This window comes from Pseudomonas sp. B21-015, from assembly GCF_024749285.1.
Taxonomy (GTDB): domain Bacteria; phylum Pseudomonadota; class Gammaproteobacteria; order Pseudomonadales; family Pseudomonadaceae; genus Aquipseudomonas.
Genome location: NZ_CP087196.1, coordinates 4,523,583 through 4,544,030, shown reverse-complemented (window position 1 = coordinate 4,544,030; position 20,448 = coordinate 4,523,583). Strand labels below are relative to the sequence as shown.

24 protein-coding genes and 1 pseudogene are annotated in these 20,448 nt (G+C 59.2%); 15 read left to right on the top strand and 10 right to left on the bottom strand.

All coding sequences use genetic code 11. The features are described 5' to 3' along the window. Positions 1–430: 430 nt before the first annotated feature. Positions 431–784 (top strand): hydroxyisourate hydrolase, encoded by a 354-nt coding sequence (gene uraH / locus LOY38_RS20705; RefSeq protein WP_258696832.1) that lies wholly within the window; start codon positions 431–433, stop codon positions 782–784. Between the two features lie 181 nt (positions 785–965). On the opposite strand, the gene LOY38_RS20700 is transcribed toward uraH, so the two are convergent. Next, on the bottom strand, positions 966–1,592 hold the full coding sequence (locus LOY38_RS20700; RefSeq protein ID WP_258696831.1) for a LysE family translocator: 627 nt from the start codon (positions 1,590–1,592) through the stop codon (positions 966–968). 71 nt (positions 1,593–1,663) lie between these two features. Continuing rightward, positions 1,664–3,013, bottom strand: coding sequence for an NCS2 family permease (locus LOY38_RS20695; protein WP_408980532.1), 1,350 nt, complete (start codon positions 3,011–3,013; stop codon positions 1,664–1,666). 271 nt (positions 3,014–3,284) lie between these two features. Between LOY38_RS20695 and LOY38_RS20690 the strand changes: the two are divergent. Beyond that, positions 3,285–3,422, top strand: a pseudogene (locus LOY38_RS20690) (PLP-dependent aminotransferase family protein); the annotation flags it as partial. A 195-nt stretch (positions 3,423–3,617) separates the two neighbouring features. Here LOY38_RS20690 and LOY38_RS20685 read toward each other — a convergent pair. The 5 genes from LOY38_RS20685 to LOY38_RS20665 form a co-directional block, all read right to left on the bottom strand. After that, a complete protein-coding gene (locus tag LOY38_RS20685) occupies positions 3,618–3,989 on the bottom strand; it encodes a glutathione S-transferase N-terminal domain-containing protein (RefSeq protein ID WP_129436949.1) in 372 nt (123 codons plus the stop codon). A 101-nt stretch (positions 3,990–4,090) separates the two neighbouring features. Beyond that, positions 4,091–4,636, bottom strand: coding sequence for a GTP cyclohydrolase I FolE (gene folE / locus LOY38_RS20680; protein ID WP_007940820.1), 546 nt, complete (start codon positions 4,634–4,636; stop codon positions 4,091–4,093). Between the two features lie 77 nt (positions 4,637–4,713). After that, positions 4,714–5,271, bottom strand: coding sequence for a Smr/MutS family protein (locus LOY38_RS20675; RefSeq protein ID WP_105339706.1), 558 nt, complete (start codon positions 5,269–5,271; stop codon positions 4,714–4,716). Positions 5,272–5,358: 87 nt separating this feature from the next. Further along, positions 5,359–5,679 carry a hypothetical protein gene (locus LOY38_RS20670; protein WP_258696830.1) on the bottom strand — a complete coding sequence of 107 codons (321 nt, stop codon included), beginning with the start codon at positions 5,677–5,679 and terminating at the stop codon, positions 5,359–5,361. A 131-nt stretch (positions 5,680–5,810) separates the two neighbouring features. Continuing rightward, a complete protein-coding gene (locus LOY38_RS20665; RefSeq protein WP_258696829.1) occupies positions 5,811–6,401 on the bottom strand; it encodes a cysteine hydrolase family protein in 591 nt (196 codons plus the stop codon). 238 nt (positions 6,402–6,639) lie between these two features. Here LOY38_RS20665 and prmB point away from each other — a divergent pair, with 238 nt between their 5' ends. After that, the gene (prmB, locus tag LOY38_RS20660; protein ID WP_258696828.1) at positions 6,640–7,548 is read left to right on the top strand and encodes a 50S ribosomal protein L3 N(5)-glutamine methyltransferase; all 909 of its coding nucleotides are present in this window, start codon (positions 6,640–6,642) and stop codon (positions 7,546–7,548) included. Between the two features lie 126 nt (positions 7,549–7,674). On the opposite strand, the gene LOY38_RS20655 is transcribed toward prmB, so the two are convergent. Both LOY38_RS20655 and LOY38_RS20650 read right to left on the bottom strand, forming a co-directional pair. Next, the gene (locus tag LOY38_RS20655; RefSeq protein WP_258696827.1) at positions 7,675–8,466 is read right to left on the bottom strand and encodes a hypothetical protein; all 792 of its coding nucleotides are present in this window, start codon (positions 8,464–8,466) and stop codon (positions 7,675–7,677) included. 130 nt (positions 8,467–8,596) lie between these two features. Beyond that, positions 8,597–9,595 (bottom strand): alpha/beta hydrolase, encoded by a 999-nt coding sequence (locus LOY38_RS20650; RefSeq protein WP_258696826.1) that lies wholly within the window; start codon positions 9,593–9,595, stop codon positions 8,597–8,599. 85 nt (positions 9,596–9,680) lie between these two features. On the opposite strand from LOY38_RS20650, the gene aroC reads away from it, so the two are divergent. Genes aroC through mtnC form a run of 5 tightly spaced genes read left to right on the top strand, consistent with a single transcriptional unit; the run spans position 9,681 to position 13,829 of the window. Next, the gene (aroC, locus tag LOY38_RS20645; RefSeq protein ID WP_007940813.1) at positions 9,681–10,772 is read left to right on the top strand and encodes a chorismate synthase; all 1,092 of its coding nucleotides are present in this window, start codon (positions 9,681–9,683) and stop codon (positions 10,770–10,772) included. 34 nt (positions 10,773–10,806) lie between these two features. Further along, positions 10,807–11,952 (top strand): MFS transporter, encoded by a 1,146-nt coding sequence (locus LOY38_RS20640; RefSeq protein ID WP_258696825.1) that lies wholly within the window; start codon positions 10,807–10,809, stop codon positions 11,950–11,952. Further along, a complete protein-coding gene (locus LOY38_RS20635; RefSeq protein WP_258696824.1) occupies positions 11,949–12,575 on the top strand; it encodes a methylthioribulose 1-phosphate dehydratase in 627 nt (208 codons plus the stop codon). Before LOY38_RS20640 ends, LOY38_RS20635 begins: the two co-directional genes overlap by 4 nt. 20 nt (positions 12,576–12,595) lie before the next feature. Next, entirely contained in the window at positions 12,596–13,141 is a 546-nt protein-coding gene (locus tag LOY38_RS20630; RefSeq protein WP_258696823.1) for an acireductone dioxygenase, read from the top strand. A gap of 4 nt (positions 13,142–13,145) precedes the next feature. After that, entirely contained in the window at positions 13,146–13,829 is a 684-nt protein-coding gene (gene mtnC / locus LOY38_RS20625) for an acireductone synthase (protein WP_258696822.1), read from the top strand. Positions 13,830–13,948: 119 nt separating this feature from the next. On the opposite strand, the gene LOY38_RS20620 is transcribed toward mtnC, so the two are convergent. Then, positions 13,949–14,227 (bottom strand): DUF3509 domain-containing protein, encoded by a 279-nt coding sequence (locus tag LOY38_RS20620; protein ID WP_258696821.1) that lies wholly within the window; start codon positions 14,225–14,227, stop codon positions 13,949–13,951. 354 nt (positions 14,228–14,581) lie between these two features. On the opposite strand from LOY38_RS20620, the gene LOY38_RS20615 reads away from it, so the two are divergent. From LOY38_RS20615 to LOY38_RS20585, 7 genes are all read left to right on the top strand, one after another. Then, positions 14,582–16,420: a long-chain-acyl-CoA synthetase gene (locus LOY38_RS20615; protein WP_258696820.1), complete on the top strand. Its 1,839-nt coding sequence runs from the start codon at positions 14,582–14,584 to the stop codon at positions 16,418–16,420. 112 nt (positions 16,421–16,532) lie between these two features. Further along, entirely contained in the window at positions 16,533–17,051 is a 519-nt protein-coding gene (locus LOY38_RS20610) for an ankyrin repeat domain-containing protein (protein WP_258696819.1), read from the top strand. A gap of 238 nt (positions 17,052–17,289) precedes the next feature. Beyond that, a complete protein-coding gene (locus LOY38_RS20605; RefSeq protein ID WP_258696818.1) occupies positions 17,290–17,820 on the top strand; it encodes a hypothetical protein in 531 nt (176 codons plus the stop codon). Between the two features lie 83 nt (positions 17,821–17,903). Continuing rightward, entirely contained in the window at positions 17,904–18,095 is a 192-nt protein-coding gene (locus LOY38_RS20600; protein WP_258696817.1) for a PLDc N-terminal domain-containing protein, read from the top strand. 220 nt (positions 18,096–18,315) lie between these two features. Beyond that, positions 18,316–19,191, top strand: a complete 876-nt coding sequence (gene speE, locus LOY38_RS20595; protein WP_205889622.1) for a polyamine aminopropyltransferase — start codon at positions 18,316–18,318, stop codon at positions 19,189–19,191. A gap of 214 nt (positions 19,192–19,405) precedes the next feature. Further along, positions 19,406–19,639 carry a hypothetical protein gene (locus LOY38_RS20590; RefSeq protein ID WP_105339692.1) on the top strand — a complete coding sequence of 78 codons (234 nt, stop codon included), beginning with the start codon at positions 19,406–19,408 and terminating at the stop codon, positions 19,637–19,639. A 215-nt stretch (positions 19,640–19,854) separates the two neighbouring features. Continuing rightward, complete coding sequence (locus LOY38_RS20585) at positions 19,855–20,196, top strand: ribonuclease E inhibitor RraB (RefSeq protein ID WP_258696816.1); 342 nt, start codon at positions 19,855–19,857, stop codon at positions 20,194–20,196. Positions 20,197–20,448 lie beyond the last annotated feature (252 nt).

Below are 20,448 nucleotides of genomic sequence, written 5' to 3'. Positions count from 1 at the left end.
GTCTTCCTTCTTGTTCGTGTCGACTTGTTCAAGGTCAGGGTTGTGTGGCGACCAGGCAGTGGGATGACAGGCTGGCGTCACAGCGATGGGTTGATTGTATACAACTTTATATTCACTTTGTAAGCCTGATTTTTTGCCTTTTTCACTGACTGTCCTCTTTGGAGGGTACTGCAAGAAACCTGCCTGACTGGTCAGCTAATGGATGGAAGGTCCGCTGATCTTATGGTTCGGTGCAAGATTCGCCGTCAAACCCTGAATGACGGCGATGGTAGTAAAAATGTCGTTTTTATTGTGTACAATTTTTTTGAAAAGTGTCTTAATCAGTCGCTCGCCGCAACTTTTCGTGCTCCGAAACGGTGCGGCCTCCTTTTCAACTGACTTCGGGAGGCGCGAGGTCTGACTGCTCCACGCAGGCAGGCGCGCAGAATCAATGGGACGTTTGACTACACACGTTTTGGACGCTGCACACGGTTGCCCGGGCAGCTCGATCAAGGTCGAGTTGTACCGCGTTGAAGGTTCGCAGCTGGAATGGGTCGCCACTGCGATTACCAACAGCGACGGTCGTGTCGATGCGCCGCTGCTGCAAGGCGATGACTATCGGTCCGGGGTCTATCAGCTTCAGTTTCACGCGGGCGATTACTACCGCGCCCGTGGTGTTCAGCTTCCAGAGCCTGCGTTCCTGGATGTGGTGGTGCTGCGGTTCGGTATCTCTGCCGAACAGGATCACTACCATGTGCCGTTGCTTATTTCGCCTTACAGCTATTCGACCTATAGAGGAAGCTAGGACTTTCCCCCCCAAGAATCCTGCGCATATAGCTTCTTTGGTCTTTTGCCCGCTCACACTGCGGGCTTTTTTTTGCCTGTAGATAATGTGGTGTTGCGAATGACGCCTTCGTGAGCAAGCCCGCTCCCACAGGAGTACGCATTCCAATGTGTGTGCGGGCTTGCTCGCGAAGCTTTTGCTTTTAGCGGCTCAATAACGACGCCGCACCGGCGCCACTGAACAACCCCGCACTGACCCGGTTAAACCAGCTCTGCCCCTTGCCACTGCGCAGATACCGCGCCGCGCCATGGGCACCGAGGCCATAAGCCAGCTTGCACAGCAGATCCAGCACCGTCCAGGTGGCAATCATCACCAGCAACTGCGGCAGGAACGGTTGCTCGGCGCTCAGAAACTGCGGCAGGAACGCGGCAAAGAACAAAATGTCTTTCGGGTTACTGGCGCCGAGCATGAACGCGCGCCCAAACAGCGCACGAAAGCGTGGCACCGGCACAGCCTGAGGCACTTCAGCGCCTTGGGATGGCTGACGCGATTGCTGCCAGCTCTGCCAGGCGAGGTAGAACAGGTACAGCGCGCCAACGATTTTCAGGGCGCTGAACAGCTGTTCCGACGCCAGCAACAATGCGCCCAAGCCAAGCGCCGAAGCACTGAGCAGGCAGAGCGACGCAATCACGCCGCCCAGAAACGCCGGGTAAGAGCGGCGTAAACCGTAATTCAGGCTGTTGCTGATCATCAGCAAAGACAGCGGCCCCGGGATCAGGATCACCACCAGCGCAGCGCCGCTGAACAGCAGCCAGGTTTCCAGACTCATCACTTCCTCCCTATGTGCAAAAGCCCCACCCGACGGGGTGAGGCTGGTTTGAAACGGGTACCGCGTGACGCTTACAAGAAGATGAACTTGGCGATGAAGATCGCGCATAGCACCCACAGGCTGACGGAAATTTCCTTGTGCTTACCGGTACAGGCTTTCAGTACCACGTAAGTGATGAAGCCCAGCGCGATACCGTCGGCGACCGAGAAGGTCAGCGGCATCATGATCGCGGTGACGATCGCCGGAATGCTGTCGGTCGCTTCGTCCCATTCGATGTGCGCCATGCCGCCCATCATCAGCATTGCCACATAAATCAGCGCACCGGCCGTTGCATAAGCGGGGATCATGCCAGCCAGCGGTGCGAAAAACATGGCGGCAATAAATAGCACACCTACGGCCACGGCGGTAAGACCAGTCCGGCCACCAGCGGCTACGCCAGCGGCACTTTCCACGTAGCTGGTAACTGGCGGAACGCCGACCATGGCGCCGAAGACGCTAGAGGCGCTGTCGGCTTTCATGGCGCGGGACAGGTTTTCGATCCGGCCGTCAGCGTTCACCAGATTGGCGCGCTGGGCAACGCCCATCAAGGTGCCGGCAGTGTCGAACATGTGCACGAAGAGGAAGGCCAGCACCACGCTGATCATGCTGACGTTGAACACGCCGGCGACGTTCATGGCCATCCAGGTCGGCGCCAGGCTCGGCGGGGCAGACATGATGCCCTCGTAGTGCACCAGGCCCAGGCCCCAACCGGCCAGAGTCACGGTGATGATGCTGATGAGAATCGCGCCGAACACTTTGTGGTAGCTGAGCACGGCAATCATCAGGAAGCAGATGGCAGCCAGTAGTGGGCCAGGTTCGCGCAGGGAGCCGAGTTTGATCAGAGTGGCCGGGCTATCGACGACGATGCCCGCGGTTTTCAGGCCGATCAGCCCCAGAAACAGGCCCACACCGGCGCCCATGGCAAAGCGCAAACTCACTGGAATGCTGTTGAGCAACCATTCACGGATCCGGGAGAAGGTCAGGAACATGAACAACACACCGGAAACGAACACCGCGCCGAGTGCGGTTTCCCAGTTGTAGCCCATGGTGCCGACCACGGTGTAGGTGAAGAACGCGTTCAGGCCCATGCCCGGTGCCAGGCCGACCGGCCAGTTGGCGTACAGCCCCATCAGCAGGCAACCCAGCGCGGCGGCGATGCAGGTGGCGACGAACGCGGCACCGTGATCGATCCCGGCGTCGGCCATGATGTTGGGGTTGACGAAGATGATGTAAGCCATGGTGATGAAGGTTGTCAGGCCGGCGATCAGCTCGGTCTTCACCGTGGTGCCGTGCAAGCTGAGTTTGAAGATGCGCTCCAGCCAGCCATTGCGTAATGGCGGCGAGAGTTCCAGCGTCGAGGCTTCGGATTTGCGGCTTTCCACAGCGAGTACTCCTCAAGAGTTTTATTGTTATTTCCAGGGCCGGACCCATGAGGGTGGCAGCGACCCTTTGAGGTACTTGCGAATTTGTTGACCTGCTGGTCAGGAACTCGCACGAAGCGAATTATGCTTTTGTATACAAATAATGCAAATAATGTTTTTGATTTTGTGGACGAAAAGTTTGGCAATAGGGATATATCGCCAGGAAGGACGCCTTCGCGGGCAAGCCTCGCTCCTGCAGGGTGTGTGTACGACTGTAGGAGCGAGGCTTGCCCCATTTTTCCCTGAGCCGGACAATAACCCCGGTCATCTGCGGCTGAACTTCAGCCACATCGACCCGGCGCATCTGGACGAAGGGCTCAAGCGCTTGGCGGCGGTGGTGCGTCAGGCACAGGCGGCAGAAGCGGCTTGAGGGGAGGGCGTAAACAAATAAACCGGCCTATGGGCCGGTTTATTTTTGTCTGAAGTTTGTGGTGGTTGGTCTGGCCTCATCGCGGCCTCGCTCCCACCAGTGGATCTGTTTTAAACACAGATCCCATTTACTCTACAAATCCCTGTGGGAGCGGGCTTGCCCGCGATGGCGCCGGTCGAAGCACCACAAAAACCATCAGGCCGCAGCAAACCGCTTATCCAGGTAATCAATGATCACCTTGGACTCATACATCCAGGTAGTCTGGCCATTCTCTTCGATGCGCAGGCACGGCACCTTGATCTTGCCACCTTGCTCCAGCAGGGCCTGGCGATCCTGTTCGTTGTTCTTGGCATCGCGCAAGGCCACTGGAACGTTCAGGCGACGCAGGGTGCGGCGGGTTTTCACGCAGAACGGGCAGGCGTGGAACTGATACAGGGTCAGGTCCTTGGCGGCCGTTTCGACCTGAGCCTGAGCGGCGGCGGGGCGCTGCTTCTTGCCTGGACGAGTGATGAAGTCGATGAAGATGATCAATTGGCCGAGGCCGACACGAAGCGCTTTTACGAACACGGTATAAGCCTCTCAGGGGCAAACAGAAGGCGCGCAGCTTACCTGATTTTTCACGGGCGAAAAAAACCGGCGATGAGTGCCGGTTTTCTTCGTGCTGCGCGTTACTTGATCAGGCTGAGAAACTCACTGCGGGTGGCTGCGTTTTCGCGGAACTCGCCGAGCATCACCGAGGTGATCATCGTCGAATTCTGTTTCTCCACACCGCGCATCATCATGCACATGTGCTTGGCCTCGATCACCACCGCAACGCCCAGGGCGCCGGTGACTTGCTGGACCGCATCGGCGATCTGGCGGCTGAGGTTTTCCTGGATCTGCAGGCGGCGGGCGTACATATCGACGATGCGCGCGACTTTCGACAGCCCCAGGACCTTGCCGCTCGGAATGTAGGCAACGTGGGCCTTGCCGATGAACGGCAGCAGATGGTGCTCGCACAACGAGTAGAGCTCGATGTCCTTGACCAGCACCATCTCGCTGTTGTCGGAGCTGAACAAGGCACCGTTGGTGACCTCTTCCAGTGTCTGTTCATAACCGCGGCAGAGGTACTGCATGGCTTTGGCGGCACGTTTTGGCGTGTCGAGCAGGCCCTCGCGGGAGGCGTCCTCGCCCAATTGGCCGAGAATCTCGGTGTAATTCTGTTCCAGGGACATGAAACTACCTGTGGGATTTTACGCAAAGGGCAAGGGTACGGTGGCGGACTCGGCGCTGCAAGCGTGAAGCGACAGCATCACTCGTCGCGACCTTCCATCATGGTGCGTTTGAGCATCACATAAACCGCTCCGGCGCCGCCGTGTTTCGGTTGGCACGACGTGAAGCCGAGCACCTGTGGATGCTGACGAAGCCAGGTGTTGACGTGACTCTTGATCATCGGCCGTTTGCCGTCCAGACGCACGGCCTTGCCGTGGGTGACGCGCACGCAGCGGATTTCGAATTTGGTCGCTTCGGCCAGAAACGCCCACAGGGTTTCACGGGCCTTTTCCACGTTCATGCCATGCAGGTCGAGGCTGCCTTCGAACGGAATCTGTCCGATCTTGAGCTTGCGGATCTGGCTTTCCTGAACGCCGTCGCGGGCCCACATCAGCTCATCTTCGGGGCCGACATCAATGACGAACTGATCGGACAGCCCGTCAACGGTGGTGGCATCGGTGCGCACGGTGGCGGCCTGGCGCAGCTTGGCGATTTGCGCGCGGTCGGCCTTGGGTTTGCCGGTTTCGGCGCGATCGTGCTTGATCGGCTTGACGCCTTGGATCGCGCTTTTGAACAGGGAAAAATCGTCGTCTTGCATGTCAGCCTCCGCGAAGGGCGGCCAGTTTACCCAAGTCGGGACCCTATCCATAACAATTCGGGCCCGCCAAAACGCCGGGCCGTTGATTCAGTCATGTTTTTTCATCAGGTGCGGCGCCATGTTCAGCTCTTGCGACTGGCGCGAGCGGCGACGGCAGCGGCGCCACAGCCAGACGCCGATGTACAGCACGAACAGGCCCACGGCCAGAATGATCGCCGAGCCCAGCGGGCTGGCATTCAATTCGCCCAATGCTGGTGGCCGCCCCAGCAGGCTGGCCGCGCCGGCCATCGCCAGCAACACGCCGCACGTCGCCAGCAGGGCAGCGAACGCTGCGCCGAAGCGAAACCGCCAGTTGCGTTGGCCCTTGGGTCGCAAGCGGCGTGCATCAAAACCATCGGATAACTTCATTCCGACCTTCCTCAATGGGTATCGGCCCTTCGACCGGGAGTTGACCGGGATGTTCCTGAGGCTAGGGCAATTACGGAAAATGAGAGGCTTTTGCGGATGAGCGGCGGCGTGGACCGCTCATCGAAGGTCGATCAGATCAGTTCGCGGGTCAGGGCGAGGGTGGCGAAGTTGTCCGCCATGATCGCCATTTCGGTCTGCTGAACCTGTTCGGCGCTGAGGATACCGCCCTTGCAGGGCAAGTCCCGCGTTGCGCAGGCATCTTCCACCAGGGTGCAGCGAAAGCCCAGGTTCTTCGCCGCGCGCACGGTGGTGCTGACGCTGGAGTGACTCATGAAGCCGCAGACGATCAGGTCGAGCGAGCCCAGTTGTTGCAAGCGATCGTACAGTTCGGTGCCATGAAACGCACTCGGCAGCAATTTGCCGATGATGGTTTCGTCGCCCTGCGGCTCCAGGCCCGGGATGAACTCACCGCGTTCGCCTTGTGGATCGAACAGCCCACCGACAGTGCCGAGGTGACGCACGTGCACGATCGGGCGACCGGCTGCACGGGCAGCGGCCAGCAGGTGTTTGATGTTCGCGACGGCAGCATCCATGCCGCTCAGGGCCAGCGGGCCACTGAGGTACTCTTTCTGGGCATCGATGATGACAAGGGTCGCATGACCCAGATTGGCCGCTGCATAACCGCGGCCGCTGAGTTGAAACATCGTTTTTGGAACGGACATTCTGGGGCTCCTTCGAGTGGGGCTTTTGCGACATTGTCCTCTGGCTGAGCGCTTCTGTGAATCGCTACCATCGTAGGCACCGCCGTTGTTGGCTTGCAGCCTTGTCAAGATACTCGTTCTGTTCAATAGCCTGCTGAGAAAATAGAAGAATCCTACATCTGATCCGGTGTTTTTCCTGCGTCGTCGCGGCGCCTTTTGGCTGTTAGAATCGTCAGTCGTTTTTTCTGGAGTTTACCCCGTGATCACTTCCCGACTTCGTACCCTGCGTGACCATATCCGTTGGGCCGTCAGCCGCTTCCATGGGGAGGATCTGTTTTTCGGCCATGGGACCGACAACGCCTGGGACGAAGCCCGTCAACTGGTGTTGGGTGCGCTGCACCTGCCGTGGGAAATCGCCGACAGCTATCTGGACTGCCGTCTGGAAGACGACGAGCTGGTCCATCTGCAACGCTTGCTCAAGCGCCGTATCGAAGAACGCATTCCTACCGCTTACCTGCTGGGCGAAGCCTGGTTCTGTGGCCTGTCGTTCATTGTCGACGAACGTGTACTGATCCCGCGTTCACCGATTGGCGAGCTGATCGAAAAACGTTTCGAGCCGTGGCTGGGCGCCGAACCTGCGCGCATTCTCGACTTGTGCACCGGTTCCGGTTGCATCGGCATCGCCTGTGCCTACGAGTTCCAGAGCGCCGAAGTGGTACTGGCCGACCTGTCGTTCGAAGCGCTGGAAGTGGCGAACCAGAACATCGAGCGCCACGGTGTCGACGAGCGGGTGTTCACCGTTCAGGGCGATGGTTTCGATGGTTTGCCGGGTCAGCGTTTCGACCTGATCGTGTCGAATCCGCCTTACGTCGATGCGGAGGATTTCGCTGACATGCCGGATGAGTATCAGCACGAACCCGAGCTGGGCCTGGCCTGCGGCGACGATGGTTTGAATCTGGTGCGCCGCATGCTTGCCGAAGCGGCGGATCATCTGACCGAGAAGGGGTTGCTGATCGTCGAGGTGGGTAACAGCCAGGTTCACGTCGAGGCGCTGTACCCGGAAGTCGACTTCGCCTGGCTGGAGTTCGAGCGCGGCGGGCATGGTGTGTTCATGCTGACAGCGGAGCAGTGCCGCGATCATCAGGCGCTGTTCGCTTCCCGCGTCTGACTGTAGAAAGCCTTCGCGGGCAAGCCACGCTCCCACAGGTTTTGTGTGTGCCACATCATTTGGATACAACACAAAACCTGTGGGAGCGTGGCTTGCCCGCGATGGCCGCGCCTCGGTCTATAACCTTCAACGGTGCGTGGCAATCCAGATCAACAACCCCGCCTGAAACACCGCAAACGCCACCAGACACGTAATGGTAAAACGCAGCCCGGCGTCTTCGCGTTTGTACTTGCTGACCTTTTCTTCGTGCTTCTTGAGTTTGACTTCCTGTTCCGCCAGGTTCTGCTCGGCTTGCTGGAGCATCTGCGCGGCTTCGAGGATTTCCACCTGTTGCAGCTTTTCGCTGTTCCAGTCGCCGAGCAAGTCACCGACCTGCACCTCTTTGACGCTGCCCTTCAAATGCTGGGCATCGGCGTAGACCACGTCAAAACCGTGCACCCGCAGAAAGTGATCGCGTCGCAGACGGGTGTCTTCGTTCAGCGCATCCTTGTTGTTCAGGTCGGTGCCGTCGATGGTGTAGGCGGGCCATCTCTTCTTCGCCCACGTGACGCCCTGAGAGGCCATATAGCGCCCGATGCCACGGTTCATCGGCTCGATCTGCAAGCCGCTTTCCGGCTCGAAATGCACGCGTTTGGTCGTGTGATTGACCCACACGTCCAGATGGTTCTGTTCTTTGCGCACCCGCTGGCCCGGCAGCTTGATGGTCATGCGCATCAGGCTGTGTTCCTTGCTATTGCGTTCGGCGTAACCGAATTCGACAAAGCGCAATGGCCGGCCACCGGTGTTGCGGTCGGTTTGCAGCGGCGCCAGGCGGAGCATTTTGTGGTGCTCGACGTGGACGTCCGCCCACGGCAGCTCGACCGCTGGCGGTGCGTCTTTTTCAGCGGTGGTGTCGGGTGAAGCCGGGGTATCAGTCATAACGGCGAGATCCTGTCCAAGCTCTGTTGCCGCCAGTCATAACGCTGGCGACAAAGGCTTATCGGCCGTTTTTTTCAGGACTGGAGGGCTAGGGGGCGTTCTCAACTAGTTTTCACGCCCCTAACAGCGCTTAGCTGGAGCGAAGTCCGTCAATAAACCCGAGGATTCGCGTGCCCAGCTCGGCCGCCAGCGGCAATTGCGGATCTTTATAGGAGGCCAATTGCCGCTTCACATCGTTGGGCACGATGCGCAGCACGTGGTTCATGCCTTCGATCAGCGCCAGTTCGGCGTCCGGTTTGGCCGCCTTGAGTGCCTTGGCGTCACCCACGCCGACCTGGATGTCGTTGCTGCCCTGGATGATCAGTGCCGGCATTTTCAGTTTGGCGAAGGCCGCCGCCGGGTCCTGGCGAAACAGCGAAATCAGGTACGGCTGCACGCTGGGGCGGAAAATCACCTGCAATTGCGGCGGCACGTTGTCGTCGGTGTGACCGGCCTTGAGGCTGTCGAGCAGTTCATTGCTGCGCAGCATCAATGGCGGCGGCAGGCGATTGCTCAACTGCTGGCGCAGCACTTGATCGATCGGGCGGGCGCTGCCGGACATGGAAATCACCGCCGCGGCATCGACACTGGGCGCCGCCAGGCTGGCGATCAACGCACCTTCGCTGTGACCCAGCAAAATCAGTTTGCCCAGGCGCGGATCGGCCTTGAGCTTCTGCCCCCAGGCCACGGCATCGGCTACATAGGCTTCCACCGACAGATTGCGCTCATCCGGTGTGGCCGCAAGGCTCGCCGCCACGCCGCGCTTGTCGTAGCGCACGCTGGCGATGTTGTGTTTGGCCAGCACCCAGGCCAGCCGTTTGAGGCTGTCGTTGCGCCCGCCGTCGGGGTTGTTTCCGTCACGATCCGTAGGGCCGGAGCCGGAAATGATCAGGACAACCGGCACAGGCGTGTCGGACTTGGGCAGCAACAGCGAGCCGAAAAGCTCGCCGCTGCCCGTGTCCAGGCTGATCGGGCGTTGCAGGACAGTGGCCTGTACAAAGCCGGTAAACAGGGTAAGGCTCAAGGCTAGAACTCGCAGCATCATCACGCCATCATTCACAAGGTGCCGGTTGGACTCGCAGGCACCCATAAGGTTCGAGGATGAACTAGTCGGGTAGCCTGCGTATACTGGCGCGCATTACGTATTTTAGTTTCGATTTCACGGAGCGTCCCGCATGTCCGGCAATACCTACGGCAAGCTGTTCACTGTCACCACCGCGGGCGAAAGCCATGGTCCGGCGTTGGTCGCCATTGTCGATGGCTGCCCGCCGGGCCTGGAGATTTCCCTTGAGGACCTGCAGCGCGACCTGGACCGCCGCAAGCCCGGCACCAGCCGCCACACCACCCAGCGCCAGGAAGCCGACGAAGTCGAAATCCTCAGCGGCGTGTTCGAAGGCCGCACCACCGGTTGCGCCATCGGCCTGTTGATCCGCAACACCGACCAGAAGTCCAAGGACTACTCGGCGATTAAGGATCTGTTCCGCCCGGCCCACGCCGACTACACCTACCACCACAAATATGGCGAACGCGATTACCGCGGCGGCGGTCGCAGCTCGGCCCGGGAAACGGCCATGCGCGTGGCGGCCGGGGCGATTGCGAAAAAGTACCTGGCCACCCAGGGCATCGTCATTCGTGGCTACATGAGCCAGCTCGGCCCGATCGAAATCCCGTTCAAGACCTGGGATTCGGTGGAAGAAAACGCCTTCTTCAGCCCCGACCCGGACAAAGTGCCGGAGCTGGAAGCCTATATGGACCAGTTGCGCCGTGACCAGGATTCGGTCGGCGCGAAGATCACCGTGGTCGCCGAAGGCGTGATGCCGGGCCTCGGCGAGCCGATCTTCGACCGCCTCGACGCCGAGCTGGCCCACGCGCTGATGAGCATCAACGCGGTCAAAGGCGTGGAGATCGGCGCCGGTTTTGCCAGCATCGCCCAGCGCGGCACCGAGCACCGCGATGAAATGACTCCGGAAGGTTTCCTCAGCAACAACGCCGGCGGCATTCTGGGCGGCATCTCGTCCGGTCAGCCGATCGTCGCGCACCTGGCGCTGAAGCCAACGTCGAGCATCACCACGCCGGGCCGTTCCATCGACATCCATGGCAACCCGGTGGAGGTCGTCACCAAGGGCCGTCACGACCCGTGCGTCGGCATCCGTGCCACGCCGATCGCCGAAGCGATGATGGCCATCGTGCTGATGGATCATCTGCTGCGTCACCGTGGGCAGAACGCCGATGTTCGCGTGAGCACTCCGGTGCTGGGTCAGCTTTAATGGCTGACCTTAACGTCGCTACGGTCTGACGGCTGTGGCGGCGCTCCCGTACTGGCGGCTCTCCAGTTTCTATCTATTCTATTTCGCCTTGCTCGGTTCGACGGCGCCGTTTCTGGCGCTGTACTTCGATCACCTGGGTTTTTCCAGCGCGCGCATCGGCGAACTGGTGGCGATCCCGATGCTGATGCGCTGCGTGGCGCCGAATATCTGGGGCTGGCTCGGTGATTACACCGGCCGACGGCTGGCCATCGTGCGTTTCGGCGCGGTCTGCACCTTGCTGACGTTCTCGCTGATTTTCGTCAGCAAAAGCTATGCGTGGCTGGCGATGGTCATGGCCTTGCACGCGTTCTTCTGGCACGCGGTATTGCCGCAGTTCGAAGTCATCACCCTGGCGCATTTGCAGGGGCAGACGTCGCGCTACAGTCAGATCCGCCTATGGGGGTCCATCGGTTTCATCATCACCGTGGTTGCGCTGGGCCGGTTGTTCGAATGGCTCAGCCTGGACATCTATCCGGTGGCGTTGGTGCTGATCATGGCCGGGATCGTGGTCAGCAGTTTGTGGGTGCCCAATGCGCAACCGGCCCAAGGCAATCGCCTGACGGGGGAGGGGTTTATCGAGCAATTGCGCAACCCCGGTGTGTTGGCATTCTACGGTTGCGTGGCGCTGATGCAGATGAGTCACGGGCCGTATTACACCTTTCTGACCCTGCACCTTGAGCGGCTCGGTTACAGTCGCGGGCTGATCGGCATGCTCTGGGCGGTCGGCGTGGTCGCCGAAGTCTTGATGTTTCTGGCCATGAGCAAGATCCTCACGCGTTTTTCGGTGCGCCGGGTGCTGCTGGCGAGTTTCCTGCTGGCGGCCCTGCGTTGGCTGTTGCTCGGTTCGTTTGCCGAGTTCCTCTGGGTGCTGCTGTTCGCCCAGGTGCTGCACGCCGCCACCTTCGGCAGCTTTCACGCGGCTGCCATCCAGTTCGTGCAACGTAGCTTCGGCGCACGCCAGCAAGGGCAGGGCCAGGCGTTGTATGCCGCGCTGGCCGGCACCGGCGGCGCGTTGGGCGCGTTGTACTCCGGTTACAGCTGGAATGCCCTCGGTGCCACATTGACCTTTAGTATTGCCAGTCTCGCAGCCTTCGCCGCTGCCATTATCATTGCCACACGTATGCAAGAGGACAGGCCATGAGCCTCACCCGTGAACACCTCGCCCAGGAAATCATCGACGCCGGGCGTTTTCTGTATGGCCGCGGCTGGTCGCCGGCCACCAGCAGCAATTACTCGACCCGCCTGTCGCCAACCGAAGCCTTGCTGACCGTGTCCGGCAAGCACAAGGGCCAACTGGGCCCGGATGATGTGCTGGCCACTGATATGTCGGGCAATAGTCTGGAGCCCGGCAAAAAGCCGTCCGCCGAAACCCTGCTGCACACTCAGCTCTATAGCTGGCGCGCTGAGATCGGTGCGGTACTGCACACCCATTCGGTGAACGCCACGGTGCTGTCGCGCCTGACGCCGGAAGCGTTCATCGAGTTCGAAGACTACGAACTGCAAAAGGCCTTCAGCGGTGTCTCGACCCACGAGTCCCGTGTGCGCGTGCCGATTTTCGACAACGATCAGGACATTGCGCGGCTGGCCGCCAAGGTGCAGCCTTGGCTCGATGCTCATCCTGATTGCGTCGGCTACCTGATTCGCGGCCATGGCCTCTACACCTGGGGCGCACGGATGAGCGATGCTTTGCGGCAGATCGAGGCCTTTGAATTTTTGTTCGAGTGCGAGTTGAAGACGCGCTCGCTCTCGAACCATAAAGCATGAACCGTTAAGGAGTTGCCCAGATGAGCAGCCTGTCCGTTTATCACGTCTCAAGCCCTGAAATTCCGAACAAGGTGTTGACCCACCTCGAAGACATCGCCTCGACCCTGGCCGAACAGGGCGTGCGCTTCGACCGTTGGCAAGCTGCGGCGAAAATCCAGCCCGGCGCCAGCCAGGAAGAAGTGATCGCCGCGTATCAGGAGCAAATCGACCAGCTGATGACCGAGCGCGGTTACATCACCGTCGACGTGGTCAGCCTGAACAGCGATCACCCGCAAAAAGACGAGTTGCGTGCCAAGTTCCTCGATGAACACCGTCACGGCGAAGACGAAGTGCGATTTTTCGTCGCCGGCCGTGGCTTGTTCACCCTGCACATCGGCGATTACGTCTACGCCGTGCTCTGCGAGAAAAATGACCTGATCTCCGTGCCAGCCGGCACGCCGCACTGGTTCGACATGGGCGAAAACCCGCATTTCGTCGCGATCCGCCTGTTCAACAACCCCGAAGGCTGGGTGGCCAATTTCACCGGCGACAACATCGCCAGCCACTTCCCGCGTCTTGAGGACTGAACCGATGCCGATCAAAGCGATTCTCACCGACATCGAAGGCACCACCAGCGCGGTGAGTTTTGTGTTCGACGTGTTGTTTCCGTATGCAGCCAAACACCTGCCGGACTTCGTTCGCCAGAACGCCGGGCGCGCCGATGTGGCCGAGCAACTGGTGGCCGTGCGCCGGGACAATAATGAGCCGGGCGCCGATGTTGAACGGGTCATCGACATTTTGCTGGGCTGGATCGCCGAAGACCGCAAAGCCACGCCGCTCAAAGCGTTGCAGGGCATGGTCTGGGAGCAGGGTTATCAAGCCGGGCAGTTGAAGGGCCACGTTTATCCGGACGCCGTTGAAGCGCTCAAGCGCTGGCATCAGGAAGGTTATCAGCTGTTTGTTTATTCTTCGGGCTCGATCCAGGCGCAAAAACTGATCTTCGGCTGCTCGCAGGCGGGTGACTTGTCGCCGTTGTTCAGCGGCTATTTCGACACCACCTCGGGGCCCAAGCGCGAAGCGCAGTCCTACGAGCGCATCACCCAGGCGATTGGCATCGAGGCTTCGCAGATTCTGTTTCTGTCCGACATCGTTCAGGAACTGGACGCGGCGCGTGCGGCCGGCATGGCCACTTGTGGCCTGGCCCGTGAGGGCGGGGAGTTGGCGGGGCATGTGACCGTCGACAGTTTTGCGCGGATAAATCCTTCCACTTTTTAAGGATCAATGCACATAACCTGTGGGAGCGAGCCTGCTCGCTCCCACATGGATTGCGCAACTCCAGAAACACAACAGGCCGTGAAGCGAAAGCTTTCACGGCCTGTTTGTTTAAAGCATGTTTACGCCGAGTGATAGGTCGGCAGGGCGAACCGTTGCTGGCTTTGCAGCATGGAGATCTGCGGCAGTTCGCTGGCCTGTTCGGCGATGTCACGGCGAATCGCGCTGATCACCCACGACAGCTGATCGCCGGCATGCATTTGTTGGTAGGAAATCGAACGTTTGAAGACTTTACCTTCCTGACCGCGCAGGGTCAGCAGAATGCCGCCGTCAGGCCGTGGCTGGGTGGTCACTTCGAAGTTGGAGAACAGCGACGAAAATTTTTCCTGGATCAGGCTCATGTCTATCGGCTCCGTGAGTGCTTGAAGGGCAACATGGAGAGGTAGTTGCAGTGATTGTGCCAGCGCCTGATTTTTTAAAACACTATACAAATCAATAGCTTATGTTTTTTGGTATTTTTGGTGTTCGTGCAATTTGCATGAATGGCCATCGTGCATCCTGCATTTTGCGTGGTCGCCGTCGACCGGATGGAACCAATCACAACGCCAGGGTTCCGCATTTCGAATGTTCGACCGAACGCTTCGCGTGCGGATACAAAACATTGCAAAAACCGCGTGTACAGCTCAAGAAGCGCTGACGTATTTTCGGCCTCAATCAACGCCACCCGACAATAAGAAGATCGAACGGGAGCAACCATGAGCCGCACGCTGAACGACACGATTACCTGGGGCATGATGCTGCGCAAGCTGCCTTCCATTGCCAAAGCCATTCCTCGCGTGGTGAGGGGCATGAAAGCCGCCAACGTCAAGGACCCGACCCAACCGTGTGGCCTCGGTTGGAGCTTCGAACAGGCGACGTTGCGCAATCCCGATGGCCCGGCCTTGTTGCAGGGCGAGGTGGCGCTCACTTATACACAGGTCAATCAATGGGCCAATCGCATCGCCCATCACCTGATCGCCCAAGGCATCGGTAAGGGCGATGTGGTGGCGATCTTCATCGAGAATCGCGTAGAGCTGCTGGTGACGATATTGGCGGTGGCCAAGGTCGGCGCGATCAGCGCCTTGCTCAATACCTCACAGACCCGCGACACCCTCGCTCACAGTCTGAACCTGGTGGCGCCCGTGGCGATCGTCGTCGGAGAAGAGCTGGTTCCAGCCTTCAACGCAGTCCGTGAACGGGTGGCCATCGAAGCGGCGCGCACCTGGTTTGTCGCCGATCAAGACACCTTCAGCGATCCGGGCAAAACGCCCGATGGTTTCATCAACCTGATGATGGCCAGCTGCGACGCGTCCAGCAGCAACCCCGACAGCAGCCGGCAGGTTTTTCTCGACGACCCTTGTTTCTATATCTACACCTCGGGCACCACCGGGTTGCCCAAGGCCGGGGTGTTCAAGCACGGCCGCTGGATGCGCAGTTCCGCCAGTTTCGGGTTGATCGCCCTGGACATGCAGCCGCAGGACATCGTCTATTGCACCTTGCCGCTGTACCACGCCACCGGGCTCTGCGTGTGCTGGGGTTCGGCGATCAGCGGGGCGTCGGGGTTTGCCATCCGCCGCAAGTTCAGCGCCAGCCAGTTTTGGAGCGACGTGCGCAAATACCGAGCGACCACCCTCGGTTACGTCGGCGAATTGTGTCGTTACCTGGTGGATCAACCGCCAAGCATCGACGACAGTCGGCACGGCGTGACGAAGATGATCGGCAATGGGCTGCGCCCTGGTGCGTGGAGCGAGTTCAAGACCCGGTTTGCCGTGAACCATATCTGCGAGTTGTACGCCGCCAGCGACGGCAACATCGGTTTTACCAACATCCTCAATTTCGACAACACCATCGGGTTTTCCCTGATGGCCTGGGAACTGGTGGCGTACGACCACGACAGCGGCGCACCTACACGTGATGCCCAGGGATTCATGCACAAAGTGGCCAAGGGCGAGCAAGGTCTGCTGCTGGCGAGGATCGACGACAAGGCGCCGCTGGACGGCTACACCGATCCGCAGAAGACCGCCAAAGTCGTGCTCCACGACGTGTTCAAGACGGGCGACCGTTACTTCAATACCGGTGACCTGCTGCGCAACATTGGTTTCGGCCATGCGCAGTTTGTGGATCGCTTGGGCGACACCTACCGCTGGAAGGGTGAAAACGTCTCGACCACCGAGGTTGAAAACATCCTCCTGCAACACCCGCAGATCGCCGAAGCCGTGGCCTATGGCGTGGAAATCCACAACACCAACGGGCGTGCCGGGATGGTGGCGATCACGCCGGCTGAATCGCTGGCGACCCTGGATTTCAGTGAGTTGCTGGCTTTCGCCAGGCAGCAAATGCCTGCTTATGCGGTGCCACTGTTCCTGCGAGTGAAAGTGAAAATGGAGACCACCGGGACGTTCAAATACCAGAAGACCCGGCTCAAGGACGAAGCCTTCGACCCGAACAAAACCGGCGATGACCCGATCTACGCCTGGTTGCCGGGTACCCAGACTTACGTGCAAGTCACCGAGCAGGTGCTGGCGGATATCTACGGCGGCAAGTACCGCTATTGAGTGTGGCCCGTATTGAATATGGCTATGGCCATCCATGAGAAAAAAGAAGTGACAGGTTCCGGAGCGCTCGGGAAACTATCGGCTTTCCGATTGACCGAATGTGGAGTCCCCAATGTCAGACAAAAGCCGCCAGATGACCCCCGAAGAGGCTGCTGAATTTGCCGAACAGGTGTTCAACAAAGCGCGCGAGGGCGATGCGGCCATGATGGCTGCGCTGCTGACCAAGGGCCTGCCGCCGAACCTGCGCAACCACAAGGGCGACACCTTGCTGATGCTCGCCGCCTACCACGGCCATGTCGACACGGTAAAAGTCCTGCTCGAGCACAAGGCCGACCCGGAAATCCGCAACGACAACGGCCAGAGCCCGATTGCCGGTGCGGCGTTCAAGGGTGATCTGGCGGTGGTCAAGGCGTTGGTTGAGGGGCGCGCGGAGGTGGAAGGTTCGTCCTTCGACGGTCGCACGGCACTGATGATGGCGGCGATGTTCAACCGTGTCGAAATCATCGACTACCTGATCAGCAAAGGCGCCGATCCGAAAGCCAAGGATGCCAACGGTGTATCCGCACTGGATGCGGCCAAGACCATGGGCGCGGCGGATACCACGGCGCAGCTGCAAAAACTCCTGGCCTGACACTCTCTAGTGTCGCGGGGCTTTTGTGGCGAGGGAGCTTGCTCCCGCTGGGCTGCGAAGCAGTCGTAAACCCGGCGAATGCGGTCTATCTGAATGACCGCGATGGCTGATTTTGGGGCTGCTTCGCAGCCCAGCGGGCGCAAGCTCCCTCGCCACAGGTTCATGCCAGGCCCCGCAATCCGTTTTTAATGCGCTATCCTTCGCGCCCTCAAAATTCCCTCGCTACAGGATCCGCCCCATGAAAGCCGCACTCGTCGAACTCATCAGCAAAATCAGCTCCGGGTGCATGGGCGAGGACGAAATCCTGAAAGTCGCTGACGAAGCGGCTCAGGCCTACGCCGACCCCGAGGCTTTTCTGACGGCCAATCCGGACATCAACTACGACGACACCTTCCCGATCCCGTTGGGTGAGTGGGTAGTCGTCGGCAGCTTGCCGGAAACCGTGCTGTTCCAGGCTGACACCTACATGGACCTGTTCGCGCAGATCGTCGCCTCGTTTGGCCCCGGCGTTGAATTCAACATCAAACCCAAGCAACTGGCCAAAACCGAAGCCCTGACGGCGCTCAACCGCATTCAAGTGCAGATGAGCAGCATGAACAAGGAAAACGGTGGCTACGTGTTGATGAACTTCAGCCAGTTGCTCGACGATGAACTGCAAGTGGTGCTGGTCTACGGTAATGACGTGCCACGGGTACTCGAATTGTGCGCCGAAGTCGGCATCGCTGCCGCGCCATCCCTGGAAGCCCTGAAACTGGCCATCCACGTCTGAAGCCGTCTACGGCGGTAATAAAACGGAACCCTCGTCAGGCCCGACTATCCTAAGAGTGCCTATCACTTTTTGGGAGCGTCACCATGGGTTCCACGTTCAACAGTCTGATCGGCCTGATTATTCTTGCCCTGGACATCTGGGCCATCATCAACGTGCTTAAAAGTGGCGCCGACACCGGGATGAAAATCCTCTGGGTGCTGTTGATTCTCCTGCTGCCGGTCCTGGGCCTGATCATCTGGGCCATCGCCGGGCCGCGAGGCGACGTGCGGATCTGATACCGCTCTCAGGGCCGACACATTTCCCCTGTGGGAGCGAGCAAGCCCGCTCCCACAGTGGGTCTTTTGAGCGTGCAAAATGTCTTCTGTCTGACGAAGGTTCGACCTGTCATGTTCCGCAACGTAGAATGCGCGCCTTTCCCGGTCAATCGAGGCGATCGATTGGCCATCATGGGCGGGTAACCGTCCGTTGCCACCCGCATTCATCGGAGCACTTCCCATGAGCAATACCCCAACCAGCGAGTACCTGGAAACCCTTTACGAAGGCTATGGCCAGCGTTTTCGCATGGAAAAACTGCTGCACGAAGTGCGCACCGAGCACCAGCACCTGGTGATCTTCGAGAACCCGCGCATGGGCCGGGTGATGGCGCTGGACGGCGTAATCCAGACCACCGAAGCCGACGAGTTCATCTACCACGAAATGCTCACCCACGTGCCGATCCTCGCCCATGGCACCGCCAAGCGCGTGCTGATCATCGGTGGCGGCGACGGCGGCATGCTGCGTGAAGTGGCCAAGCACCGCAGCGTCGAGCACATCACCATGGTCGAGATCGACGGCACCGTGGTCGACATGTGCAAGGAATTCCTGCCGAACCACTCCAAGGGTGCGTTCGATGATCCACGCCTGAACCTGGTGATCGACGACGGCATGCGTTTTGTTGCCACCACCACCGAAAAGTTCGATGTGATCATTTCCGACTCCACCGATCCGATCGGTCCGGGCGAAGTGCTGTTCTCCGAAAACTTCTACCAGGCTTGCCGTCGCTGCCTGAACGAAGGCGGCATTCTGGTGACCCAGAACGGCACCCCGTTCATGCAGATCGAAGAAGTCAAAACCACCGCCGGCCGCCTGCGCAGCCTGTTCCCGGACTGGCACTTCTATCAGGCGGCCGTGCCGACCTACATCGGCGGCGCGATGACCTTCGCCTGGGGCGCGACCGATACCGCCTATCGCAAGTTGTCCCGCGAAACCTTGCAACAGCGTTTCGCTGGCAGCGGCATCATCACCCGCTACTACAACCCGGAAATCCACATCGGTGCGTTCGCCTTGCCGCAATACGTGCTGCAAGCGGTGAACAAACCCAGCAACGACTAAATCCTGCGCATAACCTCTGTGGGAGCGAGCCTGCTCGCGAAGACGGTCTTCCAGTCAATAGAGATGTCGACTGACACACCGCTTTCGCGAGCAGGCTCGCTCCCACAATGCCGTCTACTTTTCATACTTTGCGGTGTAATCCGTTTGAACGATCACTCAGAGTAAAAGTCCAGATAGTTGTAAGCCCCTTTGCGGGGTTATCGAGGAGGCACCGATGCAAAAGTGGAAAATCACTTTCGTGGATGATCACGGTGAAACAGTCGACGAACTCTTCGAGTGCGAGGAATGCCCGAACAGCGAGCAAGCCGCCAAACTCATTCGCGCCCGGCGCCTGCCGGTCGCTGCCGAACTGGATCTCAATGATCTGGAGGGTCGTACCGATGATCCGACCGTCAAAAGTCTGAAATCCCAGTACAGCATTGAAATCCTCGGTATTACCCCGATCTGATACACCTCTTGTCACATTCACCACCAGACCTTGGCAGCGGCTCTGTCTTGGGGCTACTCTGCAAGCGAGATCAGCGAATGACTCGCTAAGGTCTGGTCTTGTCAGCTACATGCTTGTTTCCCGTCGGCAACTTCTGTTGTCGTATCGCTCTCGCCAATCGGTTGAAAGTGCAGGGAATACGGAAAGTCTATCCATCAGTCTGAGGGGGACGTTTCATGAGCACAGCCTATCAAGAAGACATCAGCAGCAGCGTGCTGCGCCGCATGAAAGAAGGCGGTTTCGACTTTTCACGATTCCACCCCATCGAGTTCTACGCCATTTTCCCGGACGAGGAGCGGGCACGCAGGGCGGCAGGTCATTTTTGTGGTGAGTCCTTGAATGCCCAGATCAGCGTGCGCGACGACGGTGCGTGGTATCTGGAACTGAGCAAAGTGATGTACGCCACCTACGACGGGATCGGCGACTTTGAGCAGGACTTCGAGGCGGTGGTCGAACCTTTGGGCGGTATCATCGAAGGATGGGGCGTCAAGCAGGAGGTACGAGGGCTACTCGCATAACCTTATGAACAGCGACAACACTCAGCAACGGCTGACCTTCGGGTTGGCCGTTTTCGTTTGTGGGGGGTGAAAAAGATCTTTTGATCTTGCTTTTATTTCACGACATTTCAAACGGACAAAAAAAAGCCACCTAAACAAGTGGCTAAAAGGGAAGAGCGATAAGTTTTGCAGCGAATGCCCGAATTATCCGCATCTCCCCCCCGAGCGGTGAAATCAACTCTGACTATGCTGCTGATAGGCGACAGCATTGCT